Annotated in this window: 19 protein-coding genes; 8 read left to right on the top strand and 11 right to left on the bottom strand. The window is 36.6% G+C overall.

Going from position 1 to position 19332, the window contains the following annotated elements; all coding sequences use genetic code 11:
• Positions 1–51: 51 nt before the first annotated feature.
• The 9 genes from BST91_RS09440 to BST91_RS09480 all read right to left on the bottom strand — a co-directional run bounded on the left by BST91_RS09440 (position 52) and on the right by BST91_RS09480 (position 9912).
• Positions 52–1221: an acyl-CoA dehydrogenase family protein gene (locus BST91_RS09440; RefSeq protein ID WP_085775237.1), complete on the bottom strand. Its 1170-nt coding sequence runs from the start codon at positions 1219–1221 to the stop codon at positions 52–54.
• A gap of 26 nt (positions 1222–1247) precedes the next feature.
• On the bottom strand, positions 1248–2105 hold the full coding sequence (locus BST91_RS09445; protein WP_085775238.1) for a ComEA family DNA-binding protein: 858 nt from the start codon (positions 2103–2105) through the stop codon (positions 1248–1250).
• A gap of 9 nt (positions 2106–2114) precedes the next feature.
• Positions 2115–4199, bottom strand: a complete 2085-nt coding sequence (locus BST91_RS09450; protein ID WP_060523896.1) for an amino acid carrier protein — start codon at positions 4197–4199, stop codon at positions 2115–2117.
• A 75-nt stretch (positions 4200–4274) separates the two neighbouring features.
• On the bottom strand, positions 4275–5276 hold the full coding sequence (locus BST91_RS09455) for a potassium channel family protein (RefSeq protein WP_085775239.1): 1002 nt from the start codon (positions 5274–5276) through the stop codon (positions 4275–4277).
• A 4-nt stretch (positions 5277–5280) separates the two neighbouring features.
• Entirely contained in the window at positions 5281–5508 is a 228-nt protein-coding gene (locus BST91_RS13315) for a PspC family transcriptional regulator (RefSeq protein WP_042279727.1), read from the bottom strand.
• Positions 5509–5523: 15 nt separating this feature from the next.
• Positions 5524–6792, bottom strand: coding sequence for a DUF2851 family protein (locus BST91_RS09465; protein WP_085775240.1), 1269 nt, complete (start codon positions 6790–6792; stop codon positions 5524–5526).
• 83 nt (positions 6793–6875) lie between these two features.
• Entirely contained in the window at positions 6876–7892 is a 1017-nt protein-coding gene (locus tag BST91_RS09470) for a PLP-dependent cysteine synthase family protein (RefSeq protein ID WP_085775241.1), read from the bottom strand.
• Between the two features lie 64 nt (positions 7893–7956).
• The gene (locus BST91_RS09475) at positions 7957–9039 is read right to left on the bottom strand and encodes an amidohydrolase family protein (protein ID WP_042279725.1); all 1083 of its coding nucleotides are present in this window, start codon (positions 9037–9039) and stop codon (positions 7957–7959) included.
• 87 nt (positions 9040–9126) lie between these two features.
• Positions 9127–9912, bottom strand: coding sequence for an SDR family oxidoreductase (locus tag BST91_RS09480; RefSeq protein WP_060523887.1), 786 nt, complete (start codon positions 9910–9912; stop codon positions 9127–9129).
• Between the two features lie 93 nt (positions 9913–10005).
• Here BST91_RS09480 and map point away from each other — a divergent pair, with 93 nt between their 5' ends.
• Together map and BST91_RS09490 are read left to right on the top strand one after the other, a co-directional pair.
• Positions 10006–10815 carry a type I methionyl aminopeptidase gene (gene map, locus BST91_RS09485; RefSeq protein ID WP_042279719.1) on the top strand — a complete coding sequence of 270 codons (810 nt, stop codon included), beginning with the start codon at positions 10006–10008 and terminating at the stop codon, positions 10813–10815.
• A 42-nt stretch (positions 10816–10857) separates the two neighbouring features.
• Positions 10858–11622 carry a class I SAM-dependent methyltransferase gene (locus BST91_RS09490; RefSeq protein WP_085775242.1) on the top strand — a complete coding sequence of 255 codons (765 nt, stop codon included), beginning with the start codon at positions 10858–10860 and terminating at the stop codon, positions 11620–11622.
• On the opposite strand, the gene BST91_RS09495 is transcribed toward BST91_RS09490, so the two are convergent.
• Positions 11623–12669, bottom strand: coding sequence for an FAD:protein FMN transferase (locus tag BST91_RS09495; protein ID WP_085775243.1), 1047 nt, complete (start codon positions 12667–12669; stop codon positions 11623–11625). It lies immediately after the preceding gene.
• A complete protein-coding gene (locus tag BST91_RS09500) occupies positions 12666–13025 on the bottom strand; it encodes a hypothetical protein (RefSeq protein ID WP_060523881.1) in 360 nt (119 codons plus the stop codon). Before BST91_RS09500 ends, BST91_RS09495 begins: the two co-directional genes overlap by 4 nt.
• 165 nt (positions 13026–13190) lie before the next feature.
• Between BST91_RS09500 and BST91_RS09505 the strand changes: the two genes are divergently transcribed.
• The 6 genes from BST91_RS09505 (at position 13191) to BST91_RS09530 (ending at position 19331) form a co-directional block, all read left to right on the top strand.
• Positions 13191–14639 (top strand): aldehyde dehydrogenase, encoded by a 1449-nt coding sequence (locus BST91_RS09505; protein ID WP_085775244.1) that lies wholly within the window; start codon positions 13191–13193, stop codon positions 14637–14639.
• A 4-nt stretch (positions 14640–14643) separates the two neighbouring features.
• Entirely contained in the window at positions 14644–15447 is an 804-nt protein-coding gene (proC, locus tag BST91_RS09510) for a pyrroline-5-carboxylate reductase (protein WP_060523877.1), read from the top strand.
• Positions 15447–16661: a BaiN/RdsA family NAD(P)/FAD-dependent oxidoreductase gene (locus tag BST91_RS09515; RefSeq protein WP_085775245.1), complete on the top strand. Its 1215-nt coding sequence runs from the start codon at positions 15447–15449 to the stop codon at positions 16659–16661. The genes proC and BST91_RS09515 overlap by 1 nt, the downstream gene beginning before the upstream one ends.
• A 118-nt stretch (positions 16662–16779) precedes the next feature.
• Positions 16780–18294, top strand: a complete 1515-nt coding sequence (gpmI, locus tag BST91_RS09520) for a 2,3-bisphosphoglycerate-independent phosphoglycerate mutase (protein WP_085775246.1) — start codon at positions 16780–16782, stop codon at positions 18292–18294.
• Between the two features lie 18 nt (positions 18295–18312).
• Positions 18313–18912, top strand: a complete 600-nt coding sequence (locus BST91_RS09525) for a thioredoxin family protein (protein WP_042279705.1) — start codon at positions 18313–18315, stop codon at positions 18910–18912.
• Positions 18913–18971: 59 nt separating this feature from the next.
• The gene (locus tag BST91_RS09530) at positions 18972–19331 is read left to right on the top strand and encodes a cupin domain-containing protein (protein WP_042279704.1); all 360 of its coding nucleotides are present in this window, start codon (positions 18972–18974) and stop codon (positions 19329–19331) included.
• Position 19332: the final 1 nt, after the last annotated feature.

Consider the following 19332-nt stretch of genomic DNA (forward strand, 5'->3'; position numbering starts at 1 on the left):
ACATTTATTTTTTAATTCTAGTAATAAAAGATGTATTTCTTGGCAAATAAATTATTTAGCAGCTGGTTTGTAGTCTTTACCGTCAAGTTCCATTTTTGCTATTATCTCACGCATAATTTCACTCGTACCACCACCAATAGGCCCTAAGCGACTATCTCTCCACATACGTGCAAGAGGATATTCTTCTATATATCCATAGCCACCTAAATATTGTAAGCATTGATAGATTACCTCATCTGCTATTTTAGTAGATACTAACTTTGACATACTTGCCTCTTTAACAGGATAAAGCCCTTTATCTAGCTCCTCAGCGATGTTATAATTGAAACATTTTGCCATTTCAACCTCACTTAGCATATCAGACATTTTATGGCGTAATGCCTGAAATTTGTCCAATGACTTTCCAAACGCCTGTCTGTCTCTCATGTATTGAGCGGTGTATTCCAGCGCGTATTCTGCTCTAGCATGAGCATTGATACCCATTATTAATCTCTCAAGAGCAAAATGCTGCATTATGTACGCAAATCCTTTACCTTCTTCACCCATCAGGTTTTCAACTGGTACACGCACGTTATCAAAACCTATCTCACCAGTATCACTTGCTCTCCAACCCAATTTATTGAGTTTAGTAGCGCTTATACCAGGCGTCTCACGATCCATTACGAATATGCTAATACCTCTTCCTTTTGCATCAGGATCAGTTTTTGCAGCAACAACCAGATAATCTGAATAGACTCCATTTGTTATGAAAGTTTTTGATCCGTTAATTATATAATGATCTCCTTCCTTTACAGCGGTAGTTCTCATACCAGCTACATCACTTCCTCCAAACGGTTCAGTAATACCCAAACATCCTATTTTTTCACCTGTTAAAGTAGGAACAAGATACTTCTCCTTAATTCTTTCATCACCTTCCTTAAGCAAATGCTGTGCACCTAGAAATGCTTGTACCCACATCGCAGCCGCAAACCCACCGGAGTTAATACGCTGCATTTCTTCTAAAAAAATAACAGTATAGAAAAAGTCAAGATCAAGACCTCCATATTTTTCAGGATAATAAAGACCAAAGTAGCCCATCTCTCCCATTTTTTGGAAAATCTCTCTATCAATTTGACCGGTTTCCTCCCATCGTTCAATATGAGGAACGGCTTCTTTTTGAAGAAAATCTCTAAAACTCTGTCTGAATGCGTTGTGTTCTTCGGTAAAGTATTTTGAGTACATATAAAATTATCGTATAATATTTTTAGTTAGTCGAGCGTCAAATATAACTGAATTAGGTCCAATTTCTCTTCAGGGAAACGGGAAGTTAACAGTACTTTATCCCAGCTCTTAAATCCATCTCGTAATGTGCGTTGCTCTATTAAAGCATCAACCAAGTAGTCGTTAAAATATGGAATGCTTAACAATTCTTCTTTTGTAGCTGTATTCAATGCTATTTTAGTACGAGAAGCGTTGTTTGTCAAATAGAATTTTTCTTTGATCCTTATAAAAGTAGAATCAGGCAAACCATACACTAATTGTACTTGCAACATATCAACAAAGCCACCTAATCTATCTCTTTCATTAATTATTTTCTTTGCTGTGGCAGGCCCTACGCCATACACTGACCTCAAATCATTATTAGTAGCTTGATTTATGTTTTTGCGAACATGGGTGCGTTTATCGGTGTAAGTCCTGGTTTGGTTTTTCTTTTCTGTCACCCATTTTGGGAATTTAAAAAAGGGGCTTATACTATCCAACCATTTGTCACTTACACCAGTAACCTCTTTAAATTGCCTAGTAGAGTTGATCCATTTTCCGCTTTCGCGAAAGCGTAATAATCTATCAATTTCCTCAACAGTCAACCCTAATTTGTAGCCTTTATAATCTGTGATGTAATTAGGATTGAATGGATAGATGGTATCACGTTTTCTTTTTTGTAAGGCAATTAAGGAATCTATCTGACCTTGATACCCTTCAATTCTAGACACGCTTAATTGGTTAGACGATTCAGTTGATTTTGTATACCCGTAAAACCCTATCGCAATTATCAATAAGATGCTTAATGCAAAAATCCCTCTGAGCTGATTTTTAGTAAAAGCAAAGAGGGATTTAAATTGATTCATAAAACTGTATTATGCATCTTTTTTCAAGCCTAATTCTCCTGATTTAAGCTTACGCCAGTATTCATTAAGATCACGTTTAACTTCACCTGACATTAGATACAATCCAATAATATTAGGGAATGACATAGCGAGTATCATCATATCTGAAAAGTCTAAAACAGCACCCAACGATACAGAAGAACCTATAACTACAAAGATTAAGAAAATCATTTTATAAGCAATCTCTACCATACGACCTTTTCCAAATAGATAGGTCCAAGCACGCATTCCATAATAAGACCAACTTATCATTGTACTGAATGCAAAAAGGAAAATTGCTCCTGCTAAAACATATGGGAACCAAGATATAACACTACCAAAGGCATCAGAAGTAAGTTGAGCTCCTGTAAGTCCTTCTACCTCGTGCATTCCTGTGAAAATTAATACTAAAGCCGTAAGTGTACAAACCACTACAGTATCGATGAAAGGCTCTAATAATGCAACAAAACCTTCAGAAGGTGGATGATGCGTTTTTGCAGCACTGTGAGCAATTGCGGCAGACCCTACACCAGCTTCGTTTGAAAAAGCAGCACGTTGAAATCCAATAATCAACACCCCAATAACACCACCTTTTAATGCCGAAGGACTAAAAGCACCATCAATAATTGCAGAAAATGCAGGTCCTACATTCTCTATATTAATAATTATAACCGCTAGCGCTGCTATTATGTAGACACTAGCCATGAATGGAACAATTTTACCTGTAACTTTTGCGATACTTTGGATACCACCAATTATTACCACACCTACTAATACTGCTGTTATTATACCAAATATAAATCCATGCCCTTCTAGGAAAGTAAATTGAGTTGCTAGACCTTCAAAAGCTTGATTAGACTGGAACATATTACCACCACCAAAGGAAGCTCCAATTGCAAGTACTGCAAATAAAACTGCCAATACTTTACCTAAACCTTTTTTATTTTGTTTTTCAAGACCATATCTCAAGTAGTTCATAGGACCACCATAAACAGCTCCTGTACTTGAAATATCTCTATATTTTACACCAAGAGTACATTCCACAAATTTTGAAGACATACCTAATAGTCCTGCTACTATCATCCAAAATGTAGCTCCTGCTCCACCTATAGAAATTGCTACAGCTACACTCGCTATATTTCCTAATCCTACAGTTCCTGAAACTGCTGTTGCCAAAGCCTGGAAGTGAGTAACCTGACCTGGTGCTGTTGGGTCATCGTACTTTCCTTTTGCAAGATCGATGGAATGCTTAAATCCTCTAAAATTGATGAATCCCATTCTCAATGTAAAGAATAAAGCCCCTAGCACTAACCAAATTACAATAAACGGAATAGGCTTTTGTTGAACATCACCATTAGGATGAAGTAAAGGAACCTTTTCATCATACTTAACTTGTGCAAACAAATGAGCTCCTGTTTCTATAACATCGCCACTGTTTTCTCCATTATAAATAACGTCCCCAGGATTAAGGTCTTTACCACGACTTTGTAAGTGGTTAAATTCACCACTAGCTGGTGAGGAAACAACAACATCTTGACCATTTTCTACTGCAACTATAGCAACCTCATCACCTTTTTTTACTTTTTCACCGTCGTTTTTCAACCATTGTTTAAGCGTGTACTTATTTGTATCTCCAGCTTCCCAGTTAGGTATAGAAATCTTTTTTGATTCTGCATAAACAACTGGATCGTAAATTCCAATTGCCGAAAATAAATCCCAGAACAGTACATTTCCTAAAGCTCCTACAGCAGGCACGGCAGCACCATTCAAATGCTCTACTATACTTTCTGCTTTAACTTCGTATACTCCTGCCACGTTATTTCCGTCGGCATCTGTTACCTCAACTGTATAATTAATCCCTTCAGTAAGTGAAGTTGCGGTATTTGATTTTAATGGAGTGGATTGATTGGACCATTTGTAAGTATATGGTGCTTTACCACCTGACACAGTAACGGTAATAGAACCATCATTTATCTCTGATGTCGGGTTAGTAGTTTGAGCCTTTAAAATAAGCTCTTGTGCGTTACCTAACGTGGTTATAAGAAAGGCAGCAACCAGTATGTAAATACTCCTCATATATTAAATTTGATTAAACAAGGCAGCAATATCTTAAAAAATATTGCTAATTAAAAATTTAAAAGTGATAAACCCTTAGTCTCCTATGCGATATACCTTTTGTAAATGTTGTATTTGATTGGTATTTCCAACTACTATTATTTTTGATCCAGGAACTAATTCGATCGAGGGATCAGGATTTACAATATAATCTCCATTAGGGTTTTTATACCCAATAATTGTACAACCAGTTTCTTTTCTTAGGTTTAAGTCTAGAATATTGCAAGACCTTTTGTGATCAAACATTTGCTCAAATGAAACTTGTTCTAGATTAACTCCATCATTACCTCCATAACTCAAATTATCCCAAAACTCTATTAAGTCTGGACTTACAATTAATGAAGCCATATGCTGCCCGCCTATTAAGTCAGGTAGGATAACGTTATTGGCTCCTGCGAGTTTAAGTTTACGCACAGTTGTCTCTTCACTAGCTCTTGATATAATCATCAACTTACTATTCAACTGCCTAGCACTTAAAACTACAAAGAGATTATCTGCATCATCAGGAAGAGCTGATATTAAAACACTGGCACGTTCGATTCCAGCATTAAGCAAGGTTTCATCCTCGTTAGCATTACCTCTTAAAAAGTATTTACTATCCAAGCTAGCTTCATCTATAACTTCTTGATTTTTTTCAAGAACTATAAAATCACGATTATAATCTTGTAACTTTTCAACCGCTTGACGCCCGTTGCGACCATAACCGCAAACAATAACATGATTCTCCATGTTCTTTATTTGTTTAAGTTGTCGTTTAAAAATAATATCTCGTACTGAACTTCGTGAAATTAAATACTCTGTAAAAACACTAACAGCATATCCCACTGCAACTACACTTACTAAGATAAGCGCTATGATAAATAATTTAGCTTGCGGCGATGGGTTTCCAATTTCTCGATAGCCTACAGTAGTAATCGTAATCACCGTCATATATAGAGCATCGATCACGTCTAGATCCATGGTTACCATGAATCCGATCACACCAGCACAAAGAATACTAAGAAGTAAAGTAAGTGCAATTTTTATCTTCCTACTCATTAGCTTAAAGATCAAAGACAGAACTTCGCTTTACGTATACTAAGTCTTTTATTTTTAACCAAAAAGCAATAATTAAATATACTGCAAATCCAGCACCGAGCGTAGCAAACGTAAAGTATATAAAGGTAATTCTTACACTGCGCGCTCTCATCCCTAAACGATCTGCTAACCGTGTAGAAACATAAAACCCGTATTTTTCTAGATAAGTTCTTAAACTAGCTACCATTCCCATAAAGTAAAAATACTATTAATTCCTGACTAGTGAAACACCTACATCACATTGCAAACACTTATTTCTATCGCAATAGTTAGGCTTTAATTGCAATAATGATTGTGAGGTTAATGCCGATTTTACATTAATCAACTGTTTAAATCCATTTATAACAGCGTTACTTTCTGCTTTAACAGAATCCATAAGTGCGAGTAATTCCTCAGTATTTTCTTTACCCATTTGTTGACCGTAATAAAATTTTATAGGCACGATACAATTGATAATGATTAAATCTATAAAAGCCTTGGTTAATCTTTTAGGCTGGTCATTAGTCTTCTTATCAAAAACATGATGATCATCCCAGTATTTAGATGCCTTTACTTCAAATAAATCATACATATCCTCTTTAGTTACAGCAAGCAAAACCTCGGCAAATAACATAGGTTTTCTATGGTATAACATGGCCAACTGTGAAATTCTCACCGTAGGAAAATTTGCCGGTCTCAATCTAAAAAACTTCATAGGTGTGAGCGATGGCTGTATTTGATATTTCGCTTTCGCGAAAGCGTACTCTTTAACACACAATTCGTAATACCTATCTTCCTTTTTCTCAACCAATAATCCTGACTGACCTAATAGTGCACTTTCTAACTGAAAAGAATCACGAGCCAATTTGCGCACAGTAGTCTGATCGATGCTTTGTGCCAACTGTTCAAAAGCATCAGCATTTGTTTTTGTACCGAAACTGCGAGCCAATAACTGAAAAAAAGCTGCTTCCCAGTCGTTATTCGATTGATTCAAATAGTGTTTAATCCTAGCAGATTTTTGTTGCAATCTTTTTATAAATAATTTTTCCAACCATAAGTTGAGTTTAAATTCATTTACGTGCGGCAAATCCTGCTCACAGTTTATAAACTGATTGTTTTTATGTGCAAAAAGCTTGCGGTAGGACATCACTAGAATTTCTGGAACAAATCTTGAAACTTCCAGAACAGGTATTTTAATCCCGTCTCGAGTTGAAATTTCAGCATCGTGCTGCCACACCACGTGTAAAATCACGTTATCATAAGCAGGATCATCGTCGTGACCGTGAAGAAACCAATCACTAGCTTTTACGTGCATTTCTACATTACCTGCCCATTGTTGATTTCCTATTTTAAGTCTAGCATTAAAGAAATCTGGACCACTTTCAAAATTATGGGAACCTAGGGATTGAATAACAAGATCAACCCCATCAGTCGTAGTTAAAGGAATACCTGATAACTTTTTAAACTTCCATAGGTAATGAATAAAATCTTCTTGCATAAAAAAAGGTCATAATCTTTGTAAACTTAGAACAAAAATTATAACCTTCAACTGTACCTCACACTACCTATAGGTGAAGTAAATTATTTTTCATCTGGCAAATAACTACCATCTTCATTTAACCATCCTTTTTCCAGCATCCAATCATCATTGAAAAACTTACCTACGTAACGGCTTCCGTGATCATGGAATAGAATAACTACCACATCATCCTTAGTGAATCCAACTTGCTCGTGAATTTGGCGTAAACCTTTAATGGCCGCACCTGCACTATTTCCTAAAAACATTCCTTCTTCTGCAGCAAGTCTTCTGGTATAAACCGCTGCATCTCGATCAGTTACTTTAGTAAAACCGTCGATCACTTCAAATCTTACGTTGAGTGGTAAAATATCTTCACCTATACCTTCTGTTACATAAGGATGTATCTCGTTTTCATCAAATATTCCTGTTTCATGATATTTTTTGAAAACTGATCCGTAGGTATCAACTCCCCAAACTTTGACATTTGGGTTTTGTAATTTTAAATAGGTTCCTACTCCCGAAATGGTACCACCAGTTCCTACTCCAACGACGAAATGAGTAACCTTACCTTCTGTTTGTTCCCAAATTTCTGGCCCAGTAGACTCATAATGCGCTTTACAATTAGAAGGATTATCATATTGATTAACATACCAAGAGTTAGGAGTTTCCTCGCTTAATCTCTTACTGGTAGAATAATAAGATCTAGGATCATCAGGAGCCACATCAGTTGGGCACACATGCACTTGAGCACCTACAGCTCTCAAAATATCCATTTTTTCTTTTGACTGCTTATCACTTAATACACAAACTAATTTGTAACCTTTTATGATTGCAGCGAGTGCCAGTCCCATACCTGTGTTTCCACTGGTTCCTTCAATGATAGTTCCACCTGGTTTTAGTCTTCCATCAGCCTCGGCATCTTCTATCATTTTAAGTCCCATACGGTCTTTAACGCTGTTTCCTGGATTAAAAGTTTCGTATTTAGCTAGGACTAATGCTGGAATATCCTCAACTAGCTTGTTCATTTTAACCAATGGAGTGTCACCTATCGTCCCTAAAATATTTTCTGCGTATTTCATAAATTGCATTAAGAGGTTGCAAAAATACCGTTTTAAATAACGTAATCTAGCTTTTTAAAAAGCTTTAAGAGAGTATACGCTGGTAGAATTCTTTTTTTGCGTTTTCATCTTTTCCAAACAACCATCTTACCACATGCTCATCCCACATGCCTTCATAATCAGATTGTGTTATAATCTTGCGATCAATGGCCAAATCAAGAATTTTCCCAGGATAACTACTTTGTTTTTCACTATCCATTTCTCCTAATGGATATGGATCATCCAGACCTACAAGAATTTGTTGAGCGCCTTGATTTTTTACTAAAAGTTCTAGAGAACCAGTATCGTGGACTAGTGTATCAAAGAATATATTAGGATGGCCTACACTTTTACGAGGATGTGTTTTACCCTCAAATAAATCTGGTCGACCATCAAAACCTTGAATCCTGCGACCTAAGTTCATTTGGGCTAACTGACCACCATGTGCAAAACAAACTCTCATACCTGGATACTTTTGAGCGTATCCATTAAGAGTTAAAAAATGATAGGCATCGGCGCATTGTGCAAGCATCCAGATAAGATGAAAACGCCATGCTGTATTTTGAAGTTTGATAAACTTCTCTCCATCATACGGATGAATTTCTACAGCGAGATTGAGCTCACTTGCAAGTTCAAAGATAGGTTCATTCTCCTCATCAAAAATACAACGCCATTGACCTATAGTATCCATATAATGAGTAGGTAAGCATAGTAATCTCATACCTAGAACTTTTACACATCGTTCTATCTCCCACAAAGCACCACGTATAAAACCTGGATGCACTACAAATCCACAGGTGAATTTATTAGGATGATCGTGTTGCACTCTTGCGTTAAAGTCGTTTTGAAATCGTAAGGCTTGTTTCATTTCCTCCAACCTCAAACCATTTCCATACAATTGACTTAAATTTAAAATAACCGCATGATCAATCTTGTATTTGTCCATCCACTCTAGTTTCTCTTTCAAGAAAAAGCTAGAATCCGTAACGGGTCTCTCCCAATCTTTTTGGAGCATCTTTTTACGATCCTTATCTACCCAAAAGATTCCTTTTTCACGCATGAAATCAGGTATCTCCTCTGGATAAGGAAGTAAATGTGAGTGACCGTTAATACGTAGTTTTTTGGACATAATATTGTAGATGGTTTATAAAATTAGTAAAACAGATTGCTTATTTAGAGTATTAACAAAACTATTCTTCTTAAAATCTTCTTTTTGCTACAAACTCTTAGTTCGCCCACCATCGACTGGCAGATTTATACCGTTGATATATCCTGCTAGATTACTAGATAGGAACAACACAGCATTGGCTACTTCTTCCGGTTGCGCAAAACGTCTAGCAGGAACGTAATTTTTCATAATTTCTGCAGCTTGTTCCTCGCTATGACCAGCTCTATTTGCTTTACCTGCGATAATCTTGTCCAATCTTTCGGTTGCGGTAAAACCTGGTAGTACATTATTCACTGTGATACCATATGGTCCTAACTCATTACTCAATGTTTTTGCCCAATTTGCAACGGCTCCTCTAATTACGTTAGACACTCCTAAAAATTCAATGGGCGCTTTTACACTTGTTGATATGATATTTATGATTCGCCCGTATCCTGCTTCTTTCATCCCAGGAGCACATGCTTTAACTAATACTTGATTACACTTTATATGCTGTGTGAATCCATCTTCAAGCGCCTTGACCTCGGCATCTATTAAATAGCCAGGTGCAGGTCCGCCTGTATTATTGACTAAAATGTGAATTGGGTTCGCTTTCGCGAAAGCGGAAACTACCTCATCCACTTCCTTATAATTTGAAAAATCGGCAACAAGATAGGTGTGATCATCTCTATGCGTGGTATCCAAAGTAGACAATACTTTTTGAAGTTTATTAGGATTGCGGGCGAGAAGGACAACTCTAGCACCTGCTACAGCCATTAACCTCGCTGTAGATTCTCCTATTCCAGTACTACTACCGCATACTAGGGCGGTTTTATCTTTAAGATCTATTTTCATGTAGCGAATTTACAGAAATTAACCAGCAAACCCCTTATGTAGTTCTATGCAAATCTCTTAAATAGGAGTATTTTTGCAGTATATTTCAATCTAATGATCGTAACAAAAACAAAGGAAGAACTAGAGATAATGCGTAAAGCAGCCTTAATGGTAAGTAAAACTCTAGGAATGGTAGCTAGTGAAATTAAACCAGGTGTAACCACATTAAGACTCGATGAACTCGCTGAACAGTTTATTAGAGATCATGGTGCAATTCCAGGCTTTAAAGGATTGTACGATTGTCCTAGTACTTTACTTATTTCTCCAAATGAAGAAGTTGTCCATGGGATTCCTAAAAATGTTGAAATTAAAGAAGGTGATATACTATCTGTAGATTGTGGTGCTATCGTTGAAGGTTTTTATGGTGATCATGCTTACACCTTTGCCGTTGGAGAAATCCCACAAGAAACTCAAGATTTATTAGACCGAACTAAGAATTCTCTCTATCTAGGAATAGAGCAATTTAAAACTGGAAACCGTGTAGGTGACGTGGGATATGCCATACAGAATTATTGCGAAAGCTTCGGATACGGTGTTGTAAGAGAATTAGTCGGTCATGGAATAGGTAAAGTGATGCATGAGGATCCTCAAATGCCTAACTATGGTAAAAGAGGTAGAGGCAAGAAATTTGTAGAAGGAATGACAGTAGCTATCGAACCTATGATTAATCTGGGAACCAAAAACATCAAGCACCATAGTGATGGATGGACGATAACCACACGGGATAAAAAACCAAGTGCACATTTTGAGCACGACGTAGCTATTGTTAATGGAGAACCTAGGTTACTGAGTACTTTTGACTACATATATGAGGTTTTAGGCATTACATCAAACGAGGAAGATCCTTATCGTTGGATCGATTAATTGTTTACCTTGATTCTATTTAATTTTTAGATTAATCTCATATTGAAAAAACTTTTCAAATTTTTCCTTAACCTGATACCTAGAACATGGCTCATTAAAGCAAGTTATTGGGTGCGCCCAATTATTGCGTGGTGGTATAAGGGTAATAAATATGAAGATCCTATCGATGGTAAAACTTTTTCTTCATTTTTACCTTATGGGTATGAAAATGTAAGAGAAAATGTGTTGTCACCTAGCACACTTTCATTAGAAAGGCATAGGCTTCTATGGCTTTATTTAAATAGGGAATTACAAGTATTCACCAAACCTTTAAAACTATTGCATTTTGCTCCTGAGCAGTGTTTTTATAACCGTTTTCGCAACAGCGATAACATAGATTATACTACGACAGACATAGAATCACCACTTGCTGATGTTCAAGCAGATATTTGTGAATTACCCTTTGAAGATAATCAGTATGATTTAATTCTGTGTAATCATGTATTGGAACACATTACCAACGACACAAAAGCCATGCAAGAGCTTTATAGGGTTTTAAAACCAGGTGGCACCGCTGTTCTCCAAATACCGCTGGACATGAATAGAAAGGAAACCTTTGAAGATGATAGTATTACCGATCCTAAACAGCGAGCCCAAATTTTTGGGCAGTATGACCACGTTCGTATATATGGAATGGATTATTTCAATAAATTAGAATCTATTGGTTTTAAGGTTGAAGCTGTTAATTATACAACTACCCTTAGTAGCAAAGAAATTGACCGTTATAGACTAGCCGCAGGTGAACTTATACCAGTTGTAAGGAAATAATTAAATAGCCTTTTTTACATATTGTTTAAATCCTGGAGTAGTTTCAAACCTTAACATACCATTTTCATCTATATACATTATTATAACCTCTATTTCGGGCAAGTTTTTAAGATGAATTCTTGATTTTTCTAATGGCATTGCCATAAAGGCTGTAGCATAACCATCAGCTAGAGTACAGGAATTTGCTATCACGTTTACACCTATAACCTGTGAAGGTCGTGCTTTACCAGTTAATGGATTTACCGTGTGAACATACTCTTGACCCGAGCTTGAGTCAATTTTAAACTTGCGATAATTACCACTACCTGCCATAGCCTTATCGGTTAACTCAACAACAGATAAGTAACTGGTCTTATTCCCTTTTTTCTTAGGATCCTCAATTCCAACGGACCAACTACCGTTGCGTTCTAGGTTTTTACCTTTGGCATATACTTCTCCACCTATATCCACTAGGTAGTTTTCAACTCCTTGTTTAGTGAGCCACCTAGCAATGTAGTCTACTAATGTTCCTTTACCTATAGCATTAAAATCCATATAAACACCAGGCTTTTCTTTTTTAATGTAGACACTATCTTGGATTTTTGATGGAACAAGTGACAAGTTATGAAAACCCACAAATCGCATTAAACTGTCTATTTCTTTTTCAGTAGGTATTTTTTCTTGCTCTCCATTTGCTCCAAAACCATAAGCATTAACAAGGTTACCTACCGTAGGGTCAAAATACCCATCGGTTTTACGATAAATATCGCTTGCCTTTTCAAATACTTCTTTAAATGGCTTGCCTACAAGCACACTATCAACCTCGTTATTAAGTTGATTAATAAGCGAGCCCTTTCGCCAGGTACTCATAGAGGTGTTGAACATTTCAACTATACTATCCACGCTTTTTTCTACTGCTACTTCATTTTCATGAAACAGGGTAATATTATAATAGGTACCTATAGCATTACCCGAGAATTTTTGTGCTTGAATATCGTTTTCTGGTGTTTGATTCTTGCAACTTACTGTTGCTAACACCACAAATAACAAAAAACTTAAATACCTCATTTTATTTCAATTAATCCAGCATAATTAACCACATAATCTTCATCATGGTGTACCGGAATTTCATAATTATTCGAATTTGCAAGACCTACTCCTGCATAAAAAGTACGGGCTTTAAATTTAACAGCATGATCTCTCATGGTTATCATTAAATCTTCATCATACTCTACAGGATTATTAGGGTAACGTATTGCTCTAACTACAACAAAATGTAGCTTCCCTTTTTTTAAAGCCACAAATTGAGGATCTTTTTTAGGTTTTGAATTAATACTTAAAAACTCAAAACCTTCCTCTTCCATTTCTTTACCTACTATATTCATAGCAAGTTGATGTAATTCTTGATCTGTAAGTGGATTCATGTCACAAAAGTAAGGTTAATTCAAAGAGTATAAAGTGATATAATACAAAATGATAGTCGCAAATCTAACCTGTACTTACTGTAGGTTTTTTTTATATTTAAAGTAACATTAAGGGAAAATTCCTTGTGAGTTCATTAGCTTGCATGCCCGTGAATACAACCAATTATGGATATAAAAAATTTTATCAATAATGAAGAGCACATACCTTTAAGTGGCATGTGGATGGATAATTATGATCCTGCTACCGGTAAAATATATGGAGAAATTCCAAGCTCTAACCACACTGATGTTGAAAGCGCTTATCAAGCTGCTACAAAGGCTTTTCCATCATGGTCTAACACACCTACTGACACTAAATCCAAAATACTTTCAAAAATAGCCGACTTAATTGAGGAAAATCTAGAAGATTTGGCTCGAGCAGAGTCTCAAGATAATGGAAAGCCCTTATGGCTTGCTCAATCAGTAGACATTCCACGAGCATCTTCAAATTTCAGATTCTTCGCTCACGCAATAACACAATATGCTAGTCAATCCCATGATAGCACAGGTAGAAATACCTTGAATTATACGTTACGCAAACCTTTGGGAGTTGTTGGCTGCATATCTCCCTGGAACTTACCGCTTTATCTTTTTACATGGAAAATAGCACCAGCCATCGCAGCAGGAAACTGCGTAATTGCAAAACCCAGTGAAGTAACTCCTGTTACTGCCTATCTTTTAGGTAATATTTGTAAAAAAGCTGGATTACCTGCTGGTGTTCTTAATATAGTACATGGAACTGGCCCAGAATGTGGACAAGCTATTGTAGAACATCCAGGGATTAAGGCTATAAGTTTCACCGGTGGCACAAGTACTGGCGCTAGGATAGCAGCAACAGCAGCGCCTATGTTTAAAAAACTATCTCTAGAACTAGGAGGAAAAAATCCCAATCTTATCTTTTCAGATTGTGATTATGAAAAAATGCTACACACTACCGTAAAATCATCATTTGCAAATCAGGGACAAATATGTTTGTGTGGATCTAGAATATTTGTTCAGGAAGAAATCTACGACAAGTTTAAAAAAGACTTCATTAAACTAGTTCAGGAACTTACTGTTGGACATCCCATGTCTAGCACTACAAAAGTCGGCGCCGTGGTTAGTGCTTCGCATAGAGATAAAATATTGGATTATATCGCTTTCGCGAAAGCGAACCCAGAAGAACACACCATTTTAACAGGCGGCAACACACTTCAAATACCCAATTACGAGGATGGCTATTATATTGAGCCTACTGTAATTGAAGTTTCTAACAACACTTGTAAATTGAATCAGGAGGAAATCTTTGGGCCTGTAGTTACCCTTATGACTTTTAAAGATGAAGAGGAAGCTATCGCCCTTGCAAATGGTACAAGATATGGCCTCAGCGCAACTGTTTGGACAGAAAACCTCAACAGAAGCATTAAGTTAGGAAATGAGCTCGAGGCAGGAATTGTTTGGGTAAATACATGGTTAAATAGAGATTTAAGAACCGCTTTTGGTGGTGTTAAGGACAGCGGTATAGGTCGTGAAGGCGGTTTTCATGCGCTCGACTTCTTTACCGAAACAAAAAATATATGTATAGAATACAAATAGAATTATGAGAGTATTAGTTATAGGAGCAGGTAACATGGGACTTACCTATGCAATGGGTATGTCACAGTCCAGTCTTTTAGGAAATAAAAAAATACAGATTTACGACACAGACCCAGATAAAATAAAAACTCTTAAAGAAGAAGGTGTTTTTGAAGTGCACACCTCGCTTGAACATTGTCTAGGAAAAGTTGATATCGTTTTTATAGCCGTTAAACCATATCACAGCACAAGTTTATTTGAAGAGATGAAGCCTTTAGTAAGAAATGAACAGCTATTCATTTCTCTTATGGCAGGTGTTACCATTGAAACTATACAAGAAGGATTACAAATTGATAAAGTTATTCGAACCATGCCCAATCTACCTGCCAAAGTAGGTAAAGGAGTAACTTCTTATACAGAGTCCAATAGTGTATCAAGAATTGAGTTATTGACAGCAAGACATTTGCTGGACACAACAGGTACATCAATTCATGTGGATACTGAAAAATTTATTGATGCCTCAACAGGAATATCTGGTAGTGGTCCAGCCTATGTCTTTTATTTTATGCAATCCATGCTAGAAGCGGCATTAAAAATGGGTTTTTCAGATTACGATTCAAAAGTCCTAGTGAGCAACACATTTGAAGGAGCCATTGAATTATTTAATCAATCCGATATTTCACCAGAACATTGGATTGATAAAGTAGCATCCAAAGGAGGAACAACACAAGCTGCAATTGATTCCATGGAGGACAATAACGTTAAACAACTTATTCAAGATGCCGCCTATGCCGCTTTTGATCGAGCTGTAGAATTAGGAAAAGAATAGTGAACACAAACTACACAACCATCATAATCGGAGGCGGCGCGGCTGGCTTTTTTACCGCGATCAATCTTGCAGAACAAAATCCAAATGAACGGATAGCCATATTAGAGCGAGGTAAAGAAGTGCTACAAAAAGTAAAAATTTCTGGCGGTGGTCGTTGTAATGTCACCCACGCTCAATTCATTCCTAGAGAATTATCAAAAAATTATCCGCGTGGTGAGCGTGAATTACTGGGACCCTTTCACACGTTCATGACAGGCGATACTATAGCCTGGTTTGAAGAACGTGGTGTAGAATTAAAAATAGAGGATGACGGTCGCATGTTTCCTACTACAGATTCTTCGCAAACGATTATAGACTGTTTCATCTCGCTTGCGCGAAAGCATAATATCGACATCCTTACTAGTCACAATGTAACAGCTATTCAAAATTCTAACAACAACTGGGAAATCACCACAAAACAACAATCCTTTTCTGCAAAAAATCTAGTAGTTGCTGCAGGAAGTAGTCCAAAGATCTGGAATATAATGAAAGACTTAGGACACACGATTGTAGATGCAGTTCCTTCTCTTTTTACTTTTAACGTAGTTAACAAGAAAATCACACAGTTAGCTGGTATAGCAGTTAATACCCAACTAAAAATCCCAGCTCTCAAACTTAAATCAGAAGGACCGACATTAATTACTCATTGGGGATTTTCAGGACCAGGAATATTAAAAATGAGTGCTTGGGGTGCTAGAGAACTCAATGATGCGCAATACAAATTTGAACTGGTAATAAATTGGACCGGATACTACAGTGAGCAAGAATGCTTTGAAGAACTTCTAGAGCAAAAGAACAGTTCTAAAAAGCTTATTTACAATGAATGGCTATTCGATCTCCCTAAAAGGCTATGGAGGTATTTAGTTGAAAAATCACAGTTAGACAGCACCAGTTGGTCACAAGCAAGTAACAAGCAATTACAACAACTAGCACAACTTTTAACAACCAGCAGTTACACCATAAATGGTAAGAGTACATTCAAAGAAGAATTTGTTACTGCTGGCGGAGTTGATTTAAAGGAAATAAATTTTAAAACATTTGGTTCTAGAATTCATAATAACCTCTATATGGCTGGTGAAATACTAAACATAGACGCCATTACTGGCGGATTCAATTTTCAAAACGCCTGGACTGGTGGTTATTTAATTGCTCAATCCATCGCAAAAAACGGGTAATTTTTAGAGAGTTACTATAAACGCTCAATCGGTTTCGTAAATAAAATGCCTATGGATTTCTTAAAAACCAACCTTAAGAATATCGATTTGTTACTTTTGATATTTAAATCTTAAGATTTTGAACAAGAAAACCATACTCATTATACTGGACGGTTGGGGAATTACCCAAGACCCCAAAGTAAGTGCCATTGCACAAGCTCAAACTCCTTTTATAGATAGCCTTTACCTTAAATATCCCAATGCACAATTGCGAACAGATGGCGAGCATGTAGGCTTACCTGATGGACAAATGGGAAATAGCGAGGTGGGCCACATGAATTTAGGTGCTGGACGTATTGTTTATCAAGATTTAGCAAAAATCAATAAGGCTATTAAAGACGATAGTCTCAAGGATAACGAGGTGTTGATTAACGCTATCGCTTACGCGAAAGCTAACTCTAAAAAAATTCACTTCCTAGGATTACTATCTGATGGCGGAGTTCACGCTCACATAAATCACCTAAAGGCTTTACTAGATATAACAAAGGCTAATGAGCTAGAAGATGTTTTTATACATGCCTTTACCGATGGTAGAGATGTTGATCCAAAATCAGGTATACAACATATTCAAGAAATCGAAAAACATATAAAAGGAAGTAACGCGCAGCTAGCAACGGTCACGGGCCGTTACTTTGCTATGGATCGTGATAATAGGTGGGAACGAGTAAAAAAGGCTTATGATGTTATGGTAAATGGACTGGGTACTCCTACTCACGATGCTATTCAATCCATTAAACAATCCTATGAAGACGGTATAACCGATGAGTTTATTGAACCCATGGTCATTCTTAATGGCACTGAGCCTGTAGCTACTATCCAAGATGATGATGTCGTTATTTTCTTTAATTATAGGACCGATAGAGGTAGAGAACTTACCGACATGTTATCGCAAAGAAACTTTGAAGAGGTTAATACCAAGAAATTAAATCTACACTATGTCACAATGACCAAGTATGATGACACATTTAAGAATGTGCAAGTCATGTTTGAAAAAGACAATCTTAAAAACACACTGGGAGAAGTACTTTCAAAGGCAGGAAAAAAGCAAATTAGAATTGCCGAAACTGAAAAATATCCACATGTAACCTTCTTTTTTAATGGTGGTCAAGAAAATCCTTTCGAAGGTGAACAACGCATTATGTGTAAATCACCCAAGGTAGCCACCTATGATTTACAACCTGAAATGTCTATTAATTGCGTTCAGGATAAAATTATACCAGAGATTGAATCTCAAACGGCAGATTTCATATGTTTAAATTTTGCCAATCCTGATATGGTAGGCCACACTGGCTCCATGGATGCAGCCATAGCAGCTTGCGAGGCTGTAGATAGTGCAGCAAGCCATGTAATAAATAAGGCAATAGATAATAATTACTCAATTCTTGTGATTGCAGATCATGGTAATTGTGAGGTTATGATCAATCCAGATGGCTCTGTAAATACGGCTCATACTACAAATCCAGTACCTTTGATATTAATAGATCAAGATATAAAAAGCGTAAAAAATGGTATTTTGGGAGACGTCGCTCCTACTATACTAGAGTTAATGGGAATAGAACAACCTGATGAAATGACTCAAAAATCCTTACTTTAGAAATTTAAATTAAACAGAATGAAAAAGATCCTAATAGCGATAATAGCTTTGGCAACAATATCTTGTGGAACCCAAAAGACAGCTCAAGATAATTCAACAAAACCAGTAAAAGAAACGGTAAACACTCCGGAATTAAAAAAAGCGCCTGAGCCTGAAAAAAGTTTAGCACAAAAAGTAAATGGCCATCTCCTAGGTAAAGCTACTAAAGCCGATTTGATGAATAATCCATATAACTCATGGTTTAATTCTAGGTACGATGCATATCAGGTTGATTCAAGCATCGCACAAGAAATCGGTACTTACATGAAGGATGTTGATGTAAGATTGTATATGGGAACCTGGTGCGGCGATTCTAAACGTGAAACACCTATGTTTTATAAGTTAATGGAGGAAGCAGGAGTAAGCGAGAGCAAGATTACACTTATAACTGTTGATCGATCAAAATCAAAACCTGTAGACCTTGTAGAAGGATATAACGTTGTGAGAGTTCCTACTATAATTTTTTATCGTGACGGACAAGAATTGGGTCGGTATGTTGAGCGCCCTAGAGAATCGCTAGAAAAAGATATTCTTAAAATAGTTTCTGGTCAAGAATACAAACACTCTTACCAAAATTAAATTCAATTTGTTATCTTTAAAAAAGAGGCTGTGTGCCTCTTTTTTTTATACCGTATTTTATGCAAATCGTAAACTTAGAACAAAAACTCAACCTTTTCACAGAGACATGGACACCAAAAATTATTGGTGAACTTAATGGGCAGCACGTTAAACTAGCTAAACTTCAAGGAGAGTTCGTATGGCACAGTCATCAAAATGAAGATGAACTGTTTTACGTTTTAAAAGGAACTTTAATCATTAAATTAAAGGATAAAACTGTTACCCTTAAACCAGGTGAAATGTATATTATTCCTAAAGGAATAGAGCATAAACCTATTGCTCATGAAGAAGTACATGTCCTTTTATTTGAACCAGCTGCAATAAAGCATACTGGTGATGTAACGCATGAACTTACAAAAGAGAAATTAGACTGGATTTAAG

Source organism: Nonlabens tegetincola (assembly GCF_002117085.1).
GTDB classification, from domain to species: domain Bacteria; phylum Bacteroidota; class Bacteroidia; order Flavobacteriales; family Flavobacteriaceae; genus Nonlabens; species Nonlabens tegetincola.